The sequence below is a fragment of the Streptomyces sp. NPDC111516 genome, assembly GCF_055635345.1.
In genome coordinates, this window is the sequence record NZ_JBVKBV010000019.1 from 34,326 (window position 1) to 52,715 (window position 18,390).

17 protein-coding genes are annotated in these 18,390 nt (G+C 70.3%); 8 read left to right on the forward strand and 9 right to left on the reverse strand.

The genetic code is table 11. The features are described from left to right. The first annotated feature begins 15 nt into the window (after positions 1-15). The 5 genes from ACZ7L9_RS28375 to ACZ7L9_RS28395 all read left to right on the forward strand — a co-directional run bounded on the left by ACZ7L9_RS28375 (position 16) and on the right by ACZ7L9_RS28395 (position 6,024). Complete coding sequence (locus ACZ7L9_RS28375) at positions 16-1,884, forward strand: ABC transporter substrate-binding protein (RefSeq protein WP_471419529.1); 1,869 nt, start codon at positions 16-18, stop codon at positions 1,882-1,884. A gap of 108 nt (positions 1,885-1,992) precedes the next feature. Further along, positions 1,993-3,075, forward strand: coding sequence for an ABC transporter permease (locus ACZ7L9_RS28380; RefSeq protein WP_471419530.1), 1,083 nt, complete (start codon positions 1,993-1,995; stop codon positions 3,073-3,075). A gap of 11 nt (positions 3,076-3,086) precedes the next feature. Next, complete coding sequence (locus ACZ7L9_RS28385) at positions 3,087-4,007, forward strand: ABC transporter permease (RefSeq protein WP_471419532.1); 921 nt, start codon at positions 3,087-3,089, stop codon at positions 4,005-4,007. Continuing rightward, positions 4,004-5,032, forward strand: coding sequence for an ABC transporter ATP-binding protein (locus ACZ7L9_RS28390; RefSeq protein ID WP_471419534.1), 1,029 nt, complete (start codon positions 4,004-4,006; stop codon positions 5,030-5,032). Before ACZ7L9_RS28385 ends, ACZ7L9_RS28390 begins: the two co-directional genes overlap by 4 nt. Continuing rightward, positions 5,029-6,024, forward strand: a complete 996-nt coding sequence (locus ACZ7L9_RS28395) for an oligopeptide/dipeptide ABC transporter ATP-binding protein (RefSeq protein WP_471419536.1) — start codon at positions 5,029-5,031, stop codon at positions 6,022-6,024. The genes ACZ7L9_RS28390 and ACZ7L9_RS28395 overlap by 4 nt, the downstream gene beginning before the upstream one ends. 96 nt (positions 6,025-6,120) lie before the next feature. Here the strand turns inward: ACZ7L9_RS28395 and ACZ7L9_RS28400 are convergent, their stop codons facing one another. The 8 genes from ACZ7L9_RS28400 to rimP form a co-directional block, all read right to left on the reverse strand. After that, positions 6,121-7,074 carry a bifunctional riboflavin kinase/FAD synthetase gene (locus tag ACZ7L9_RS28400; protein ID WP_471419538.1) on the reverse strand — a complete coding sequence of 318 codons (954 nt, stop codon included), beginning with the start codon at positions 7,072-7,074 and terminating at the stop codon, positions 6,121-6,123. 336 nt (positions 7,075-7,410) lie between these two features. Continuing rightward, positions 7,411-8,364: a tRNA pseudouridine(55) synthase TruB gene (gene truB / locus ACZ7L9_RS28405; protein WP_471419539.1), complete on the reverse strand. Its 954-nt coding sequence runs from the start codon at positions 8,362-8,364 to the stop codon at positions 7,411-7,413. Then, positions 8,361-8,813 carry a 30S ribosome-binding factor RbfA gene (gene rbfA / locus ACZ7L9_RS28410; RefSeq protein ID WP_471419541.1) on the reverse strand — a complete coding sequence of 151 codons (453 nt, stop codon included), beginning with the start codon at positions 8,811-8,813 and terminating at the stop codon, positions 8,361-8,363. Before rbfA ends, truB begins: the two co-directional genes overlap by 4 nt. A 25-nt stretch (positions 8,814-8,838) precedes the next feature. After that, complete coding sequence (locus ACZ7L9_RS28415; protein WP_389999194.1) at positions 8,839-9,135, reverse strand: DUF503 domain-containing protein; 297 nt, start codon at positions 9,133-9,135, stop codon at positions 8,839-8,841. Between the two features lie 135 nt (positions 9,136-9,270). Further along, positions 9,271-12,354: a translation initiation factor IF-2 gene (gene infB, locus ACZ7L9_RS28420; protein WP_471419543.1), complete on the reverse strand. Its 3,084-nt coding sequence runs from the start codon at positions 12,352-12,354 to the stop codon at positions 9,271-9,273. Between the two features lie 147 nt (positions 12,355-12,501). Then, the gene (locus tag ACZ7L9_RS28425) at positions 12,502-12,780 is read right to left on the reverse strand and encodes a YlxR family protein (protein ID WP_266749022.1); all 279 of its coding nucleotides are present in this window, start codon (positions 12,778-12,780) and stop codon (positions 12,502-12,504) included. Positions 12,781-12,970: 190 nt separating this feature from the next. Next, positions 12,971-14,011, reverse strand: coding sequence for a transcription termination factor NusA (gene nusA / locus ACZ7L9_RS28430; protein WP_384464155.1), 1,041 nt, complete (start codon positions 14,009-14,011; stop codon positions 12,971-12,973). A 2-nt stretch (positions 14,012-14,013) separates the two neighbouring features. After that, the gene (gene rimP / locus ACZ7L9_RS28435; RefSeq protein ID WP_471419545.1) at positions 14,014-14,511 is read right to left on the reverse strand and encodes a ribosome maturation factor RimP; all 498 of its coding nucleotides are present in this window, start codon (positions 14,509-14,511) and stop codon (positions 14,014-14,016) included. A gap of 176 nt (positions 14,512-14,687) precedes the next feature. On the opposite strand from rimP, the gene ACZ7L9_RS28440 reads away from it, so the two are divergent. Genes ACZ7L9_RS28440 through ACZ7L9_RS28450 form a run of 3 tightly spaced genes read left to right on the forward strand, consistent with a single transcriptional unit; the run spans position 14,688 to position 16,607 of the window. Beyond that, a complete protein-coding gene (locus tag ACZ7L9_RS28440) occupies positions 14,688-15,215 on the forward strand; it encodes a hypothetical protein (RefSeq protein WP_471419547.1) in 528 nt (175 codons plus the stop codon). After that, positions 15,212-15,676, forward strand: coding sequence for a ferritin-like domain-containing protein (locus ACZ7L9_RS28445; RefSeq protein ID WP_471419549.1), 465 nt, complete (start codon positions 15,212-15,214; stop codon positions 15,674-15,676). Before ACZ7L9_RS28440 ends, ACZ7L9_RS28445 begins: the two co-directional genes overlap by 4 nt. A gap of 28 nt (positions 15,677-15,704) precedes the next feature. After that, positions 15,705-16,607, forward strand: coding sequence for an aminoglycoside phosphotransferase family protein (locus ACZ7L9_RS28450; RefSeq protein ID WP_471419551.1), 903 nt, complete (start codon positions 15,705-15,707; stop codon positions 16,605-16,607). 60 nt (positions 16,608-16,667) lie between these two features. Here ACZ7L9_RS28450 and ACZ7L9_RS28455 read toward each other — a convergent pair whose 3' ends face one another. Beyond that, the gene (locus ACZ7L9_RS28455) at positions 16,668-18,368 is read right to left on the reverse strand and encodes a proline--tRNA ligase (protein ID WP_471419553.1); all 1,701 of its coding nucleotides are present in this window, start codon (positions 18,366-18,368) and stop codon (positions 16,668-16,670) included. Positions 18,369-18,390: the final 22 nt, after the last annotated feature.

The window sequence follows — 18,390 nt, forward strand, 5'->3', positions numbered from 1 at the left end:
GCGAGGTCCCTGACCATGGTCGAAAGAGTTCCACCACTGACTGCCCAGCCACGCTCACGTCTGCGTGTCCTGCTGGCCTCCGGCGCCGCCGCTCTGGCACTGACCGCCGGTTCCGTCGTCGGTGTGCCCCTCGGTGCCGCGCCGCAGCAGGCGCAGGCCGCCGACAGCGGCAAGTCGACGCTGACCGTCGCCGTCGCACAGAGCGTCGACTCCCTGAGCCCGTTCCTCGCTCAGAAGCTGATGAGCACAAGCATCAGCCGGCTCATGTACGACTTCCTGACGAACTACGACCCCAAGGACAACCACGCCGTCCCCGCCCTCGCCACCAAGTGGGAGCCGTCCGCGGACAAGTTGACCTGGACGTACACCATCCGGTCCAACTCCAAGTGGTCGGACGGCCAGCAGGCCACCGCCGAGGACGCGGCGTGGACCTTCAACAAGATGATGACCGACGAGGGCGCCGCGCAGGCCAACGGCAACTTCGTCGCGAACTTCAAGAAGGTGACGGCTCCGAGCCCGACGCAGCTTGTCATCGAGCTCAAGGAGCCGCAGGCCACCATGGCCGCGCTCGACGTGCCGATAGTCCCGAAGCACGTCTGGGAGAAGGTCGGTGACTTCTCCAAGTTCAACAACGACACGAAGTTCCCGATCGTCGGCAACGGGCCGTTCATCCTGACGGACTACAAGGTCGACCAGTATGTGAAGCTCAAGGCCAACAAGAGCTTCTGGCGCGGTGCACCGAAATTCGACGAGCTGGTCTTCAAGACGTACAAGGACCAGGACGCCGCGGTCGCCGCACTGCGCAAGGGCGAGGTCTCCTTCGTCGCCGGCTCCCCCGCGCTGACGCCCGCCCAGGCCGCCTCCCTCAAGGGCGAGAAGAACGTCAAGGTCAACGAGGGTCCGGGCCGGCGCTTCTTCGCGCTCGCCACCAACCCGGGCGCGCAGACCAAGGACGGCAAGAAGTTCGGCGACGGAAACAAGGCCCTTCTCGATCAGAAGGTGCGCCAGGCCCTCTTCCTGTCGATCGACCGCAAGACCATCATCGACAAGGTCTTCCAAGGGCACGCCGTCGAGGGTCAGGGCTACATCCCGCCGCGCTTCTCCACGTACTTCTGGCAGCCGTCCGCCGACCAGAGCCTCGCCTACGACCCGGCCAAGGCGGCCAAGCTCCTCGACGAGGCGGGCTACGCGCTCAAGGGCGACCAGCGCGTCGGCAAGGACGGCAAGCCGCTCGACCTGCGCATCCTGTGCCACGCCACGGACCCGAACGACAAGGCGATAGGGAAGTACCTCAAGGAGTGGTGGGGCAAGCTCGGCATCGGCCTCAAGGTCGACTGTCTCGACAACGTCTCGGTGCCCTGGTACGCCGGTGAGTACGACCTCGCCTTCGACGGCTGGTCGGTCAACCCGGACCCCGACTTCGTCCTCGGCATCCACACCTGCGGCGCGCTGCCGGCCAAGGCCAAGGAGAGCGCCACCACCGACAACTTCATCTGCGACAAGACGTACGACGAGCTCTACAAGAAGCAGCTCGCCGAGTACGACCCTGCCAAGCGCGCGGACATCGTCAAGCAGATGCAGTCGTGGCTGTACGACTCGGGGTACATGAGCATCATCGCGTACCCGAACGCGGTCGAGGCCTACCGCACCGACCAGATCAAGTCGATCACGACGATGCCCCAGGCGGCGGGCAACATCTACGGCCAGGACGGGTACTGGAGCTGGTGGTCGGCGGCTCCGGCGGGCAGCAGCAGTTCGGACAGCTCCGGCGGATCCGGCTCCACCGGAGTCGTCGTAGGCATCATCGTGGTGGTCGTGGTACTCGCCGGTGGCGGAATGTTCATCGCGATGCGCCGCCGCACCACCGCGGACGACCGCGAGTAGTCACGCGGACGGGTTGAGACGGGCCGGCCGGGGCGGCACACAGCCGCCCTGCCGGTTACCCCTATCTGCCCGTCGGTCCAAGTGCCGCACGAGTAACGAGAGTTCCCCATGACAGCTGACAGCACTCCGGCGCTCGTGCAGATCGCGGACGCGGACACCGAAGGTCCGGCTCAGGCCGGACCGGCGGCCGCCCGCGGCCCACGGGCGCGTAACACCAAGGCATATCTCCAGTACGTGGCGGCCAAGATCGTGGGAGCGGCCGTCTCCCTGTTCGCGGTCCTGGTCACCAGCTTCTTCCTCTTCCGGCTCATTCCCAGCGACCCGGTGAAACAGATGACGGGCGGCCGTCCTGTCTCCGGCGAACAGCTGCAGTCGCTGCGTCATCAGTTCGGTCTCGACCAGCCGATGTGGCGGCAGTTCACCAGCTACGTCGGCGACGCTCTCACGGGCGACTTCGGCACCTCGTTCCAGTTCCACGCCCCCGTCATCGACAAGATCACCGAGGCGCTCCCCGCGACCCTGCTGCTCACCGGCACGTCGTACGTCCTGTACACCGCGCTCGGCATCTGGCTCGGCACCCGTACCGCCTGGCGCAACGGCTCCATGAGCGATCGCTTCAACACCGCGTTCGCGCTCACCCTCTACTCGGTGCCGGCGTTCTGGCTGGGCCTGCTCCTGATCATCGTCTTCGCGGTGGGCATCGGGCCGATGCCCGGAATGTTCCCGACCGGCGGCATGGAGACGGGCGGCGAGAGCGGAGTCGCGTACCTCCTCGATGTGGCGCACCACCTGGTCCTCCCCGTGATCACGCTGGTCGCGGTCGGATACGCGCAGACGCTCCTGGTGATGCGCTCCTCGCTGCTGGACGAGATGGGCAGCGACTATCTGACGACGGCCCGCGCGAAGGGGCTGCGGGACGATGTCGTGCGCCGCAAGCACGCCGTGCCGAACGCGATGCTGCCGACGTTCACGCTGATGTTCGTGAACCTGGGGCATGTGGTCGCCGGGCAGATCCTGGTCGAGACGGTGTTCTCCTGGCCCGGCCTCGGCGATCTCTTCTACGAGGCGCTCAGCGTGCCCGATCTTCCCCTGGTACAAGGGCTGTTCTTCGTCTTCGCCACCGCGGTGATCCTGGCGAACACCCTTGCCGATGTGCTCTATCCGCTGCTCGATCCCCGGGTGGGCCGATGACGACCGAATCCATGCCCACGCCCACGAAGGCCGGGGCTGCCGAGAACCCGCGCGCGCTCGCCCGCGCCCGCAAGCGGCAGTCCGCCGCCCGTTTCTGGCGGGAGTACCGCAAGCACAGGAGCGGACTGTGGGGTCTGGGCGCGCTCGTCCTGATCGCGCTGATCGCCGTCTTCGCACCGCAGCTCGTCGGCGCCGACTCGCAGAGCGTCACCGATGCGCCCGGTGGCGCGCTTGAGTCGCCGAGCGGTGAATTCCCGCTCGGTACCGACCAGTTCGGGCGCAGCGTGCTGGCCCTGCTGGTGTACGGCACCCGGATCTCGTTGACGGTCGGTCTGCTCGCGGCGTTCCTGTGCGTCGCCATCGGTACGGTCGTCGGCATCGTCGCGGGGCACTTCCACGGCTGGTACTCGACGGTCCTGATGCGGATCACCGACTGGTTCCTGGTGATGCCGACCCTGGTCCTCGCGATCGCGCTCGCCACCGTGATGGACCGCTCCATGTGGACGGTCATCATCGCGATCGGCGTCACGACCTGGCCGACCACCGCCCGGCTGGTCCGTGCCCAGACCCTGGCCGTGGAGTCCCGCCCGTACATCGAGCGGGCCCGCGCCCTGGGCGGCGGCCACGGACACGTCATGGTCCGGCACGTCCTGCCGAACGTGATGCCGCTGGTGCTCGCGCAGACCACGCTGGTGATCTCCAGCGCGATCCTCACCGAGGCCACCCTGGCGTTCCTCGGCCTGAGCGATCCGACCACCACCTCCTGGGGCGGCATGCTCCAGGACGCCCGCGAGGCGGGCGCGGTGAGCGCGGGCGACTGGTGGTACCTGGCACCGCCCGGCATCGCCATCGCCGTGGTGGCCCTGGCGTTCACGCTGTGCGGCCGCGCCATCGAGTCCGTCCTCAATCCCAAGCTGGGGGTGGCCCGTTGAGTACGACGAGCATCCGCAAGACGCCGCTTCTCGACGTACGGGACCTCACGGTGACGTACGAGGGTGGAGCGCAGGCCGTCCGCGGGGTGAACCTCACCGTCGACGCGGGGCAGAAGCTGGGCATCGCCGGTGAGTCGGGCTGCGGGAAGTCCACGCTGGCGCTCGCGCTGCTGCGTCTGCTGCCCGCCGGGGCGAAGGTCTCCGGCGAGATCCTGCTGAACGGCGAGGACGTCCTCGCCATGAAGTGGGGCCAGGTCAGGGCGGTGCGCTGGGCGGGGGCCTCGATCGTGTTCCAGGGCGCGATGCACTCGCTCAACGCGGTGCACCGCATCGGCGATCAGATCGCCGAACCGATCCTGCTGCACCGGAAGGCGACGCAGGCCGCGGCTGCGAAGAAGGCCGGCGAACTCCTGGAGCAGGTGGGGCTCCCGGCCGCACGCGCGAACGCCTATCCGCACGAGCTCTCCGGCGGACAGCGGCAGCGCGTGATGATCGCGATGGCGCTCGCCTGTGATCCGGGGCTGATCATCGCGGACGAGCCGACCACGGCTCTCGACGTGATGATCCAGGCCCAGATCCTGCGGCTGATCGAGCAGCTGGTGTCCGAGCAGGACCTCGGCCTGATCATGATCAGCCATGACCTCGCGGTGCTCTCGGACACCTGTGACCGGCTCGCGGTGATGTACGCGGGCCGGGTCGTGGAGGAGGGCCCGGCGTCCGAGGTCTACGAGAACGCGCACCACCCGTACGGCAAGGCCCTGTCCGGCGCCTTTCCGCGCATCGGCGACCCGGCCTCCCGGTTCGCGCCCCGCGGGCTGCCCGGCGACCCGCCGGACCCGTCGGCGCTGCCCGGCGGCTGTACGTTCCATCCGCGCTGTCCGGTGGCCCTGGACTCCTGCACGACGCAGGACCAGGTGCTGCGGGAGGCGGGACCGGAGCGGCGGGCGGCCTGTGTGCTGGTGGAGCCGGGGGCCGCCGCGGCCCTGGCCCTGCCGGGTGCCGAGGAAGCAAGGAGCACATCATGACCACCACCACTCCCCTGCTCAGCGCCGAGGGGCTGAAGGTCACCTTCCCCGGGCGGCGCGGAGCCGCCCCGGCGCGTGCCGTGGACAGCGTCGACCTGGACATCCGGCCCGGCGAGATCGTCGCGCTGGTCGGCGAGTCGGGCTGCGGCAAGACGACGCTGGCGCGTTCGCTGCTGGGCCTGGTCCCGCCGACGTCCGGGCGGGTGACCTTCGACGGGCAGCCGCTCGACTACGCGAGCCGGGCGCTGAAGGCGTACCGCAAGCGGGTCCAGCTGGTGCTCCAGGACCCCAGCGGTTCGCTCAATCCGAGGCACACGGTGTACGACGCCGTCGCCGAGGGCCTGCGGATCCACGGGTACGCGGGGGACGAGCGGAAGGCGGTGGCCGAGGCGCTGGCGCGGGCGGGGCTGCGGCCCCCGGAGCGGTTCTTCCTGCGCTATCCGCACGAACTGTCGGGCGGTCAGCGCCAGCGGGTCGTGATCGCGGGCGCGCTCGTCCTGGAGCCTGAACTCATCGTGGCCGACGAGCCGGTGGCCTCGCTGGACGCTTCGGTGCGCGGCGAGATCCTGGCCCTGCTGCTGCGGCTGCGGGACGAACTCGGCCTGTCCGCGCTGGTGGTCACGCACGACCTCGGGCTGGCGTGGAACATCGCGGACCGCGTCGCGGTGATGTACCTCGGCCGGATCGTGGAGACGGGCGAGGTGGAGCAGATCCTGACCGCCCCGCAACACCCTTACACCCAGGCGCTGTTGTCGGTGCTTCCGGAGGCCGCGGGTGATCCGGTGATTCTGACCGGCGAGCCGCCGGACCCGTCCAGGGTGCCGTCCGGGTGCCGGTTCCACGCCCGCTGCCAGGTGCTGGCCTCGGGCGAGGCGGAGCGGGCGGGCGTCGCGGACGCGTGCCGTACGAAGGATCTGCCGGTGCTCGCGGGCGGCGGGCAGACCCAGGTGGCGTGCCACTGGGCGACCGCGGCCGCGCAGGCACGGGCGTAACGCGGTGGCCGGGGGCCCGTCCGGCGGGCGCCCCGTCACGGCCGGGGACCGGACCGTTCTCGACGGTCCCGGCCCCGGCCGTGCACGAGGGGGGAGTCAGCCGCGCTCGTACTCGGCGACCAGCTCGCTGCACCGCTTCACATCGGCGGCCATCGCCATGAGCAGTTCGTCGATCGAGTCGAACTTCAGCATCCCGCGTACGTACGCGAGGAAGTCCACCGAGACATGCAGCCCGTACAGGTCGAGGCCGACGCGGTCGATCGCGTACGCCTCCACGGTCCGCTCGGTGCCGTCGAATTGCGGGTTCGTGCCGACGGAGATCGCGGCGGGCATCGCCTCGTCGTTCACATTGAGCCAGCCCGCGTAGACGCCGTCGGCGGGGATCGCGGTGTGCGGCAGGGTCTCCACGTTGGCCGTGGGGAAGCCCATGTCGCGGCCGCGCTGGGCGCCGCGGACCACGACGCCCTCGACGCGGTGCGGATGGCCCAGGATCTCGGCGGCGCCCGCGACATCGCCCTCGGCGACCAGCCGTCGGGTAAGGGTGGAGGAGAACGGCTCGCCGCCGCCCGCCTCGCCTCTCACATACAGGTCGATGACCTCGACGCCGTAGTCGTAGGTCTCGCCGAACTCGGTGAGCAGTTGCACATTCCCGGCCGCCTTGTGGCCGAAGCGGAAGTTCGGACCCTCGATGACCAGCTGCGCGTGCAGCTTGTCGACGAGCACCTTCACGATGAAGTCGGCGGGCGCCAGCTTGGAGAACTCGGAGGTGAACGGCAGGATCAGCACCGCGTCCACATCCAGCTCCGCCATCAGCTCGGCGCGCCGGTGGTGCGGGGCGAGCAGCGGCGGGTGGCTGCCGGGCCGTACGACTTCGCTAGGGTGCGGGTCGAAGGTCACCACGACCGACGGCACGCCCAGCTCGCGGGCCCGCTCCACGGCCCGCCCGATGATCAGCTGGTGCCCGCGGTGCACCCCGTCGTAGGAACCGATGGTGACGACGCTGCGTCCCCAGCCCTCGGGGATGTCCTCCAAGCCACGCCAGCGCTGCACTGTGACCGCTCCTCGCCCGAACCCGTGTACGTGAAATTGCTTGTTACGCAGGTCTAAGACTGCCATGCTCACGCCCCGCGGCCTGCATCGGTATCGTTTTGGGACTCGCTGACGCCTCCACCGGCCGCCGCACGCTCGGGCCGGCGTCAGCTCGGTGATGATCAGCGCGTACCCACTCGGAGTAGAAGCGCCCCCGAATGCACCCCTGATTCACTCCGTGCGCCTGCCCGTTGGGGTGAATTCATGGCGTCCGGTGGACAGAAACCGGTGGGGGATCGTGGAGCGGGCACCGGGCCCGCCCGCTCCACGACGAGGCCCCGGGAGCCGGGGCACCGGTCAGGCGAAGACGGCGAGGCTCTTGGCCTTGCCCTTCTGCTCCTCGACGAGCACCAGGAACCGTCCGTCGGGCCCGAAGACCCCGACCGGTCCCGGCGGGAAGGCGGGCATGTCCAGCCGCACCCCGTTCAGCAGCAGCTTGGCGCGCTTCTCGTCCACGTCCCAGCGAGGGAACGCCGACGCGGCGGCCTCGGCCACCGGCATCACGGTCAGCTCCTGCTGGTGCTGGTCGAGCGTCCGCGCCACGTCGAGTCCGTACGGCCCGACCCGGGTCCGCCGCAGCGCGGTCAGATGCCCGCCGACGCCGAGCCCGGCGCCGAGGTCGCGGGCGATCGCGCGGATGTACGTACCGGAGGAGCAGACGACGGAGACGACCAGGTCGACGACCGGCGTCCCGTCCTCGGCGACCGCCTCGCGGACGTCGTAGACGTTGAAGGACGAGATCGTCACCGGCCGGGCCGGGATCTCGAACTCCTCGCCGCCGCGGACCCGGGCGTAGGACCGCTTGCCGTCGATCTTGATGGCGCTGACCTTGGACGGCACCTGCATGATCGGTCCGGTCAGGGCCGCGACCCCGGCGTCGATCCCCTCACGGGTCACACCGGACGCGTCGGTGGACGAGGTGATCTCGCCCTCCGCGTCGTCCGTGACCGTGTTCTGACCGAGCCGGATCGTGCCGAGGTACTCCTTCTCGGTCAGTGCGAGATGGCCCAGCAGCTTGGTGGCCTTCTCGACACCGAGCACGAGAACGCCCGTCGCCATCGGGTCCAGCGTGCCGGCATGGCCGACGCGGCGGGTCCGGGCGATGCCGCGCATCTTGGCGACGACGTCGTGCGAAGTGAAGCCGGACGGCTTGTCGACGATGACAAGGCCGCCCTCCAGTCGCCCGCCCCCCTTGTCCGAGGTCGCTGCGCTCCCGCTCCCCCGACCGGGAGTCCTGTTCTGCGGTGTCATTCGGAGGCGGTGTCCTCGTCGTTCTCGTCGCCCGCCTTGCGGTACGGGTCCGCGCCACCGGCGTACGTGGCGCCCGAGGACGCCTCGCGCACCCGCGCGTCCGAGGCACGCGCCCGGTCGAGGAGGTCCTCGATCGCCTTGGCGTTCTCCGGAAGGGCGTCGGCCACGAAGGCCAGCGTGGGGGTGAACTTCGTCCCCGCCGCCGCTCCGACCGCGGAACGCAGGATGCCCTTGGCGCTTTCCAGGCCGGCCGCCGCGCTCGCCCGCTCCTCGTCGTCGCCGTAGACCGTGTAGAAGACCGTGGCCTCCCGCAGGTCACCGGTGACGCGGGTGTCCGTGATGGTCACGTGCGTACCCAGACGCGGGTCCTTGATACCACGCTGCAGTTTCTCGGCCACCACCTCCTGGATGAGGTCCGCCAGCTTTTTCGCCCGCGCGTTGTCGGCCACTGGTCCTTCTCCTTCTCAGCCTTGCTCAATCGTCTTCGTCGCTGTGCAGCCGTCGTCGTACGGACAACAGCTCCACCTCGGGCCGGGCAGCGATCAGCCGCTCGCACCGGTCGAGTACGTCTGTGAGGTGTCCGGTGTCCCCGGAGACCACGGCGAGGCCGATCTCGGCCCTGCGGTGGAGATCCTGACCGCCCACCTCCGCCACGCTCACCGCGTACTTGCGCTGGAGTTCGGCGACGATCGGACGGACGACGGAGCGTTTCTCCTTCAACGACCGTACGTCGCCGAGGAGCAGATCGAAGGACAGTGTCCCCACATACATGTATGTCCGGATGTCCCGCCGGTTCGGGTTCGTGCCCTGCGCTTTTGGCAGGGACACAAGAACCGTACACGGAACGGCCGGGGCCGATCGACGGAAATATGACCCGTCGACCGGCCCCGACTGTTGAGGTACGGGTCAGCCTCGCGGCTTCTCGCGCATCTCGTACGTCGCGATGACGTCGTCGATCTTGATGTCGTTGAAGTTTCCGAGGTTGATACCGCCCTCGAAGCCTTCGCGGATCTCGGTGACGTCGTCCTTGAAGCGGCGCAGACCCGAGATGTTGAGGTTCTCCGCGATGACCTTGCCATCGCGCAGCAGGCGCGCCTTGGTGTTGCGCTTGACCTCGCCGGACCGGACCAGCACACCGGCGATGTTGCCCAGCTTGGACGAGCGGAAGATCTCGCGGATCTCCGCCGTACCGAGCTCGACCTCTTCGTACTCCGGCTTGAGCATGCCCTTGAGGGCCGCCTCGATCTCCTCGATGGCCTGGTAGATCACCGAGTAGTAGCGGACGTCGACACCCTCGCGCTCCGCCATCTGCTGGGCACGCCCGGCAGCGCGGACGTTGAAGCCGATGACGATGGCGTCGGAGCCGGTCGCCAGGTCGATGTCCGACTCGGTGACCGCACCCACACCGCGGTGCAGGACCCGGATGTCGACCTCGTCGCCGACGTCGAGCTGGAGCAGCGAGGACTCGAGAGCCTCCACCGAACCGGACGCGTCGCCCTTGATGATGAGGTTGAGCTCCTGGACCAGACCGGCCTTGAGCGCCTCGTCCAGGTTCTCCAGGGAGAACCTGACACCCTTGCGGGCGAAGTTGGCGTTGCGCTCACGGGCGGCACGCTTCTCGGCGATCTGACGGGCCGTACGGTCCTCGTCGACCACCAGGAAGTTGTCGCCGGCACCCGGGACGTTGGTGAGACCCAGCACGAGGACGGGGGTCGACGGACCCGCTTCCTCGACGTTGTTGCCGTTGTCGTCGAGCATCGCCCGGACACGGCCGTACGCGTCGCCGACGACCATCGTGTCGCCGATGCGCAGCGTGCCGCGCTGGACCAGGACCGTCGAGACGGCACCGCGGCCGCGGTCGAGGTGGGACTCGATCGCAATACCCTGCGCGTCCTGCTCCGGGTTGGCCCGCAGGTCGAGCGAGGCGTCGGCGGTGAGGACGACGGCCTCCAGAAGAGCCTCGATGTTGAGGCCCTGCTTGGCGGAGATGTCGACGAACATCGTGTCGCCGCCGTACTCCTCGGCCACCAGACCGAACTCGGTGAGCTGGCCGCGCACCTTGGTCGGGTCCGCGCCCTCGACGTCGATCTTGTTGACCGCGACCACGATCGGCACGTCGGCCGCCTTGGCGTGGTTCAGCGCTTCGATCGTCTGGGGCATCACACCGTCGTTCGCCGCCACCACGAGGATCGCGATGTCGGTGGACTTCGCACCACGGGCACGCATGGCGGTGAACGCCTCGTGACCCGGGGTGTCGATGAAGGTGATCCGGCGGTCCTCGCCGTTGACCTCGGAGGAGACCTGGTACGCACCGATGTGCTGCGTGATACCGCCGGCCTCGCCCGCGACGACGTTCGTCTTGCGGATCGCGTCCAGCAGTCGGGTCTTACCGTGGTCGACGTGACCCATGACGGTCACGACCGGCGGACGCGGGATGAGCGCCTCTTCGCCGCCCTCGTCCTCGCCGAACTCGATGTCGAAGGACTCGAGCAGCTCGCGGTCCTCCTCCTCCGGGCTGACGATCTCCAGGACGTAGTTCATCTCTTCGGCGAGCAGCTTGAGCGTGTCGTCGGAGACGGACTGCGTGGCGGTGACCATCTCGCCGAGGTTCATCATCACGGCGACGAGCGACGCCGGGTTGGCGTTGATCTTCTCCGCGAAGTCGGTGAGGGAGGCACCGCGCGACAGACGGACGGACTGTCCGTTGCCGCGAGGCAGCATGACGCCGCCGACCGACGGGGCCTGCATGGCCTCGTACTCCTGGCGCCTCTGCCGCTTCGACTTGCGACCACGACGCGCGGGACCGCCGGGACGGCCGAACGCGCCCTGTGTGCCACCACGGCCACCGGGGCCGCCGGGACGTCCACCGAAGCCGGGACGACCGCCGAAGCCGCCGCCACCGCCGGGACGACCCGCGCCGCCACCGCCGCCACCGGGACGACCGGCGAAACCGCCGCCGCCACCACCGGGACCGGCCGGACGGCCCGCGAAGCCGCCGCCACCGGGACGACCTGCGCCGCCACCGCCGGGACGACCGCCACCACCGGGACCACGGCCACCGCCGGGGCCACCGCCGGGACGCGGGCCGGCAGCGGGACGCTGCGGCATCATGCCCGGGTTCGGACGGTTACCACCGGGGGCACCGCCCGGACGGGGAGCCTGCGGACGGGGCATGCCGCCCGGAGTGGGACGAGCACCGCCCTGGCCCTGCGGGCGCGGGGCGCCGCCGGGGCCGCCCTGCGGACGCGGGGCGCCCGGACGGTCCTGACCGCCACCGGGACGCGGGGCGCCGCCGGGACGGGGCGCCTGCGGACGGGCCATGCCCGTCGAGCCACCGGAGGTGAAGGGGTTGTTGCCCGGACGGGGACCGGCCGGGCGGGAGCCGCCAGGTCGCGGAGCGCCCTGGCCTGCGGGACGTGCGGGACGGTCGCCACGCTCGCCGCCACGGCCACCGTCACGCTGACCGCCGCCCGGGCGGGCGTGACCACCGGCCGGACGAGGTCCGGGGGTGGCGCCCGTGGGACGCGGGGCCTGCTGCTGCGGGGCAGCGGGCTGGGCCGGAGCCGGAGCCGAGAACTCCGCGGCGGGGACCGGAGTCACCGGAGCGGGCTTGGGCGCGGGCTTCGGACCCGGACGCGGGCCTGCGGACGGCGCGGAGGGCGCCGCGGGGGTGCTGCTCGCCGGGGCTGCGGCGGCCGGCTTGGGGGCCGGGGCGCCGGGCTTCGGGGCAGCGGGACGTGCCGCAGCGGCCGGGGAGGGCGCTGCGGGCTTTGCGGGCGTCGCCTTGCGGGGCGCGCCAGGCTTCGCAGCGGACTTGCCGGCGTTGCCGCCGGGCCCCTGCAGTGCGTCAGTCAACTTGCGTACAACCGGCGCCTCGATCGTCGAGGACGCCGAACGGACGAATTCACCGAGTTCTTGGAGCTTGGCCATGACGACCTTGCTCTCGACGCCGAACTCCTTGGCGAGTTCGTATACCCGGACCTTAGCCACTTCGCTCCTTTTAGGTCCGGGTTACCGCCGGACCGTCGCTACTTCATGGGCGTACTCATCGCGTACTCATCGAGTGCTCATCGCAATCTCGACCTACTTCCAACTCGCGAGGTACCTGACCGCACGGGGTCCCGTGCCGTTCATTTCTTACGGTGTCACCCGCTCGACGAACCGCTGCACCGCGGCGGTGTCGAACGGCCCCTTGGCCTTGAAGGCCCGGGGGAATGCCCGGCGGCGAACCGCCAGGTCCAGACAGACTGAGACGGGGTGTACATAGGCACCCCGGCCGGGCAGCGTACCGCGAGGATCAGGGACGCAGGCGTCCTCGTCCGCGACGATGCGCAGCAGCTCGCTCTTGGCCGCCCGCTCCCGGCATCCCACACAGGTTCGCTCAGGGCAGGCACGGGCTTGCGTCCGGCCAGACACGGTTAAGTCTACCTCCCCGCGCCGACCTCACCCCTTTGGGGCAAAAATCGAACGGATGTTGTCGTGATCTCAGCGCCCTGTCGTCCCGATGTATTCCCCGGGCCCGGCGCGACCGAGCCCGGGGAACCTGTTTTCGGGCCCGCGCCCGGTGATCCGGCGCGCGCCGCCCGCCCGGAACTACCGGGTCGTGTCAGCCGCGCTCGGAACGCTCGCGGGCCCGCTCGGCCCGCTCGCGGTCGGCGATGTCGCGCTCGGCATCGGTCTCGGTGTCCGGACGGATGTCGATGCGCCAGCCGGTGAGGCGGGCGGCGAGGCGGGCATTCTGCCCCTCCTTGCCGATCGCGAGCGACAGTTGGTAGTCCGGGACGGTGACCCGGGCGGACCGCGCACCGAGGTCCACGACCTCGACCTTGCTCACCCGTGCGGGGGACAGAGCGTTGGCGACCATCTCGGCCGGGTCGTCCGACCAGTCCACGATGTCGATCTTCTCGCCGTGCAGCTCGGCCATGACATTGCGCACCCGGCCACCCATCGGGCCGATGCAGGCACCCTTGGCATTCAGCCCGGAGCGGGTCGAACGGACCGCGATCTTGGTGCGGTGGCCGGCCTCGCGGGCGATCGCGCAGATCTCGACGGAACCGTCCGCGATCTCCGGGACCTCCAGCGCGAAGAGCTTCTTCACCAGGTTGGGGTGGGTCCGCGACAGCGTCACGGACGGACCGCGCACGCCCTTGGCGACCCGTACGACGTACGTACGCAGGCGCAGGCCGTGGGTGTACTCCTCGCCCGGTACCTGCTCCTGCACCGGAAGAATGGCTTCCAGCTTGCCGATGTCGACCAGGACGTTCTTCGGGTCCTTGCCCTGCTGGACGACGCCGGTGACGACATCGCCCTCGTGGCCCGCGTACTCCCCGAACGTCCTGTCGTCCTCGGCGTCGCGCAGCCGCTGCAGGATGACCTGCTTGGCGGTGGTCGCGGCGATCCGGCCGAAACCGGACGGGGTGTCGTCGAACTCCTTGGGCTCCTGGCCCGGTTCGAGGTCGGCCGGGTCCTCCTTCGCCCACACCGTCACGTGGCCGCGCGCGTCGAGCTCCACGCGCGCGCGGCGGTGGCTTCCGTCCGTACGGTGGTAGGCGATGAGGAGGGCCGACTCGATCGCCTCGACGAGCACGTCGAAGGGGATCTCCTTGTCCTGTGCCAAGCCCTTCAAGAGCTTCACATCGATGTCCACGGCTACGCCTCCTCTTCCTTCTTGTCCTTGCGGCTGAATTCGATCTCCACGCGCGCCTTGGCGATGTCGTCGAAGGCGACCCGGCGGGACGTCGGCCTGCGGCCCTTGACGCCCGGCACTTCGAGGTCGAGCCCTTCTTCGTCCACGGCGAGGATGCGGGCCACCAGGTCGCCGCCCTCGCGCAGCTGCAGCTTGGCCAGGCGGCCCGTGGCACGTACGTAGTGGCGGTGCTCCGTCAGCGGACGGTCGGCACCGGGGGAACTGACTTCGAGGACGTACTCGCCCTCGCCCATCGCGTCGGTCTCGTCGAGCTTCTCGGAGATCGCGCGGCTCAGCTCGGCGCAGGCATCCAGCTCCACGCCCTCTTCGGAGTCCACGATGATCCGCAGCACCCGGCGGCGGCCCGCCCGGGACACCTCGATCTCTTCGAGATCCAGCTGTTCGGCGCTGACGAGCGGTTCGAGCAGTCCGCGCAGCCTCTCGCTCTGGGTCGTGCTCATCCGGGTGACTCCTCGGCCGCGTGTGCTGTTGTGGGGATCTCGCGTGTCAGGTCAAAGGGTATCCGGTCCCGAGGGGTGTTGGCGTCCGCCTGCTCCGCGGCCGCGGGTACGCTCGCCTGCGGTGATCACTTCAGGACAGATCCAGTCACAACAGGTCCAAGCCCGGAGGAGAACAAGTGCGGCGCACGGGGACGACGCGCAGAGGTGCGTTCACCGCGACGGGAGCGATCGCCATGGGGGCGGTGCTGGCCGGCTGCGGTGACGGGTCCGGGCCCGGGGAGGGCTCCGCCGGTACCGACGCGACGACAGCGGCCGCGCAGGCGCTGGCCGCGCGGACGGAGCGGACGCTCCGGACGAGCGCCGCCGGTACCAGCAGGGAACTGCTCGCCCGGTACGAACACGTGGTCAGGGCCTATCCGGCGACCGCCGCCGGTCTCTCGCCGCTGCGGGACGCCGTACGGGCCCATGCCAAGGCGCTGGCGCCCGACGGCGGCGGGACGCCCGTGTTCTCGCAGGCACCTGCTACCGACGCCGCGGCCGCCGTCAAGGAGCTGGCCGCGGCGGAGCGCCGCACCGCGGACGCCCATACGGCGACGCTGCTGAAGGCCCCGCCGGAGCTGGCCCGGCTGCTGGCGTCCATCGCGGCGGCGGGCGCGGCCCACACCTATCTGCTGACCGAGCTTGCCAAGGAGACCTCGTCATGAGCGCCGGGACGCTGAAGGCGGCGCAGGCCGCCCTGGCCGCCGAGCACGCGGCGGTGTACGGGTACGGGGTGGTCGGCGGCCGGGTCGCCGACGGCCGCCGGGCCGAGGCCACGGCTGCTTACCACGCGCACCGGGCCCGGCGCGACGCGCTGGTGCGGACCGTGAGCGACCTGGGCGGTGAGCCGGTGGCGGCAGAGGCCGCGTACGCTCTGCCGTTCGCGGTGCCAGACCCGGCCGCGGCGGTGCGACTGGCCGCCCTGCTGGAGGACCGGGTCGCGGGCGTCTACTCGGATCTTGTACGGGCCGCCGACGGGCCGCTCAGGCGGGAGGCCGCGGACGCGCTGCGGGAGGCCGCGGTGCGTACGGTCCGCTGGCGGGGCAGCGGCGTACCCTTTCCCGGGCTCGCCGAGCTGACCGCCGACGGGACCACTGCGAAGCACGGGTCCGGCGCTACGCACTGAAGAAGCTCTGAAAGGGAACAAAGCACGCATGGGTTTCGAACCGCCGCAGCGTCTGGTGCGAGCGCTCGGCGAGTCGTACGGGGATGACGCCGCCGACTGGCTCGCGCGGATTCCCGCACTGACCGAGGAAGCGCTGTCGTCGACCGGGCAGCAGGTGACCGTGGACCGGATCGCCACCCCTGGCGGCCGCAGCAGTCTGGTCCTGCTGGTGACGTGCTCCGACGGCACCCCGGCCGCGCTGAAGCTCACTCCGTCCGGGGCCGCACCCGAGCTGGAACGGGCGGCGCTCGCACACTGGAACGGCTGGGGCGCGGTACGGCTCCTCGGCTCCGGCCCCGGCGCCCTGCTGCTGGAGCGGTTGCACCCCGAGATGTCGCTGCGCTCGCTGCCGGAGGCGAAGGCGCTGCTGGAGGCGGCGGGGACGGTGCGCCGGCTGTGGGTCGAGCCGCCGGCCGGTCATGGATTCGAGACGGTCGCGGAACGGACCGGGCGCCGTACGGAGCCGATGCGCGCCTGCGCCGCGGCCGAACCGAACCTCGCCCCGCTGGTCTCCGAGGCGCTCGCGGCGCGCGAGGAGCTGGTCGCCCACTCCCCCGAACTCCTGTTGCTGCACGGCAACTTCCGCCAGAGCAAGGTACTCGCGGGTGAGCGGGTGCCCTGGCTGACGGTCGGGCCGGAGCCGCTGGTCGGCGAGCGGGCCTACGATCTGGCGCGCCTGGTACGCGACCGCGTCGAGGATCTGATCGCCTCCCCGGGCGGTCCGACGACGGCCCGTCGCCGAATCAAGAAGCTCGCCGATTCGCTGGACGTGGACCGGGAACGGCTGCACGGCTGGACGCTCTTCCGCGCGGTGGAGTCGGGTACCCGGGCGCTGGCGGTCGGCCGTCGCCAGGAGGGTGAGCTGACGCTGGAGTTCGCCGGCTGGCTGTAGCGGTCCGCGAACGCAGGAGGCCCCCGCGCACCGCGCGGGGGCCTCCTGTCCGTTCCGGTATCAGCCCTGGGCGATGAGACGGGCGATCGCCTCGTCGACCGTGAGCTCCTCGCGCTCGCCGGTGCGGCGGTCCTTGAGCTCCAGGACGCCCTCGGCCGAGCGGCGGCCGGCGACCAGGATCTTCGGGACGCCGATCAGCTCGGCGTCGGTGAACTTCACACCGGGCGAGACGCCCGCACGGTCGTCGACCATGACCCGCACACCGGCGGCGGCGAGCTTCTCGGAGACGTCCAGGGCCAGCTCCGTCTGGAGTGCCTTGCCCGCCGCGACGACGTGGACATCGGCCGGGGCGATCTCGCGGGGCCAGCAGAGTCCCTGCTCGTCGGCGGTCTGCTCGGCGAGCGCGGCGACGGCACGGGAGACGCCGATGCCGTACGAGCCCATGGTGACCCGGACCGGCTTGCCGTTCTGGCCGAGCACATCGAGCTGGAAGGCGTCCGCGAACTTGCGGCCGAGCTGGAAGATGTGGCCGATCTCGATGGCGCGGTCCAGCTTGAGGCCGGTGCCGCACTTGGGGCAGGGGTCGCCCTCCTCGACGACGACGACGTCGAGGTAGTCGTCGACCTCGAAGTCACGGCCGACGACGACGTTCTTCGCGTGGGTGCCGGGCTTGTTCGCGCCGGTGATCCAGGCGGTACCGGCGGCGATGCGCGGGTCGGCGATGTAGCGGACCTTCTCCAGACCCTGCGGGCCGACGTAGCCGCGTACCAGTTCCGGGCGGCCCACGAAGTCCTCCGCGGTGACCAGCTCGACGACGGCGGGCGCGAGGTGCTCGCCGAGCTTGCCGAGGTCGACCTCGCGGTCGCCGGGCACGCCGACGGCGACGATCTCGCCGTCGACCTTGACCAGCAGGTTCTTCAGGGTCGCGGAGGCCGGGACGCCCAGGTGTGCGGCGAGCGTCTCGATGGTCGGGGTGTCGGGGGTGTCCAGCTCCTCGACGGGGCCGTGGGCCGAGCCGTCCACGGCGGTGGCCTTGAAGGTCACGGCCTCCGTGTTGGCAGCGTAGTCGCAGGCGGGGCAGTCGACGAAGGTGTCCTCACCGGCCGGGGCGGGGGCCAGGAACTCCTCGGAGGCCGAGCCGCCCATGGCGCCGGAGACGGCGGAGACGATGCGGTGGTCGAGGCCGAGCCGCTCGAAGATCCGGATGTAGGCGGCGCGGTGCAGCTGGTACGCCTCGACGAGCCCCTCGTCCGTGGTGTCGAAGGAGTACGAGTCCTTCATCTGGAACTCGCGGCCGCGCAGCACACCGGCGCGCGGGCGGGCCTCGTCCCGGTACTTGGTCTGGATCTGGTAGAGGATCACGGGCAGGTCCTTGTAGGACGTGATCTGATCCTTGACGACCTGGGTGAAGATCTCTTCGTGGGTGGGGCCGAGGAGGTACTCGGCGCCCTTGCGGTCCTTGAGCTTGAACAGCAGATCGCCGTACTCGTGGTAGCGGCCGCTGGCGTCGTACGACTCCTTGGGGAGCAGCGCGGGAAGCAGCACTTCCTGGCCGCCGATGGCGTCCATCTCCTCGCGCACGACGCGGGTGATGTTCTCCAGGACCTTCTTTCCGAGCGGCAGCCAGGTCCAGATTCCGGCCGCCGTGCGACGTACGTAACCGGCCCGGACGAGCAGCTTGTGGTTGAGCGTCTCGGCGTCCGCCGGGTCGTCGCGCAGTGTCTTGATCATCAATCGGGACATGCGCTGGACCTGGGCCATGATGAACTCCTGCTTGGAAGGG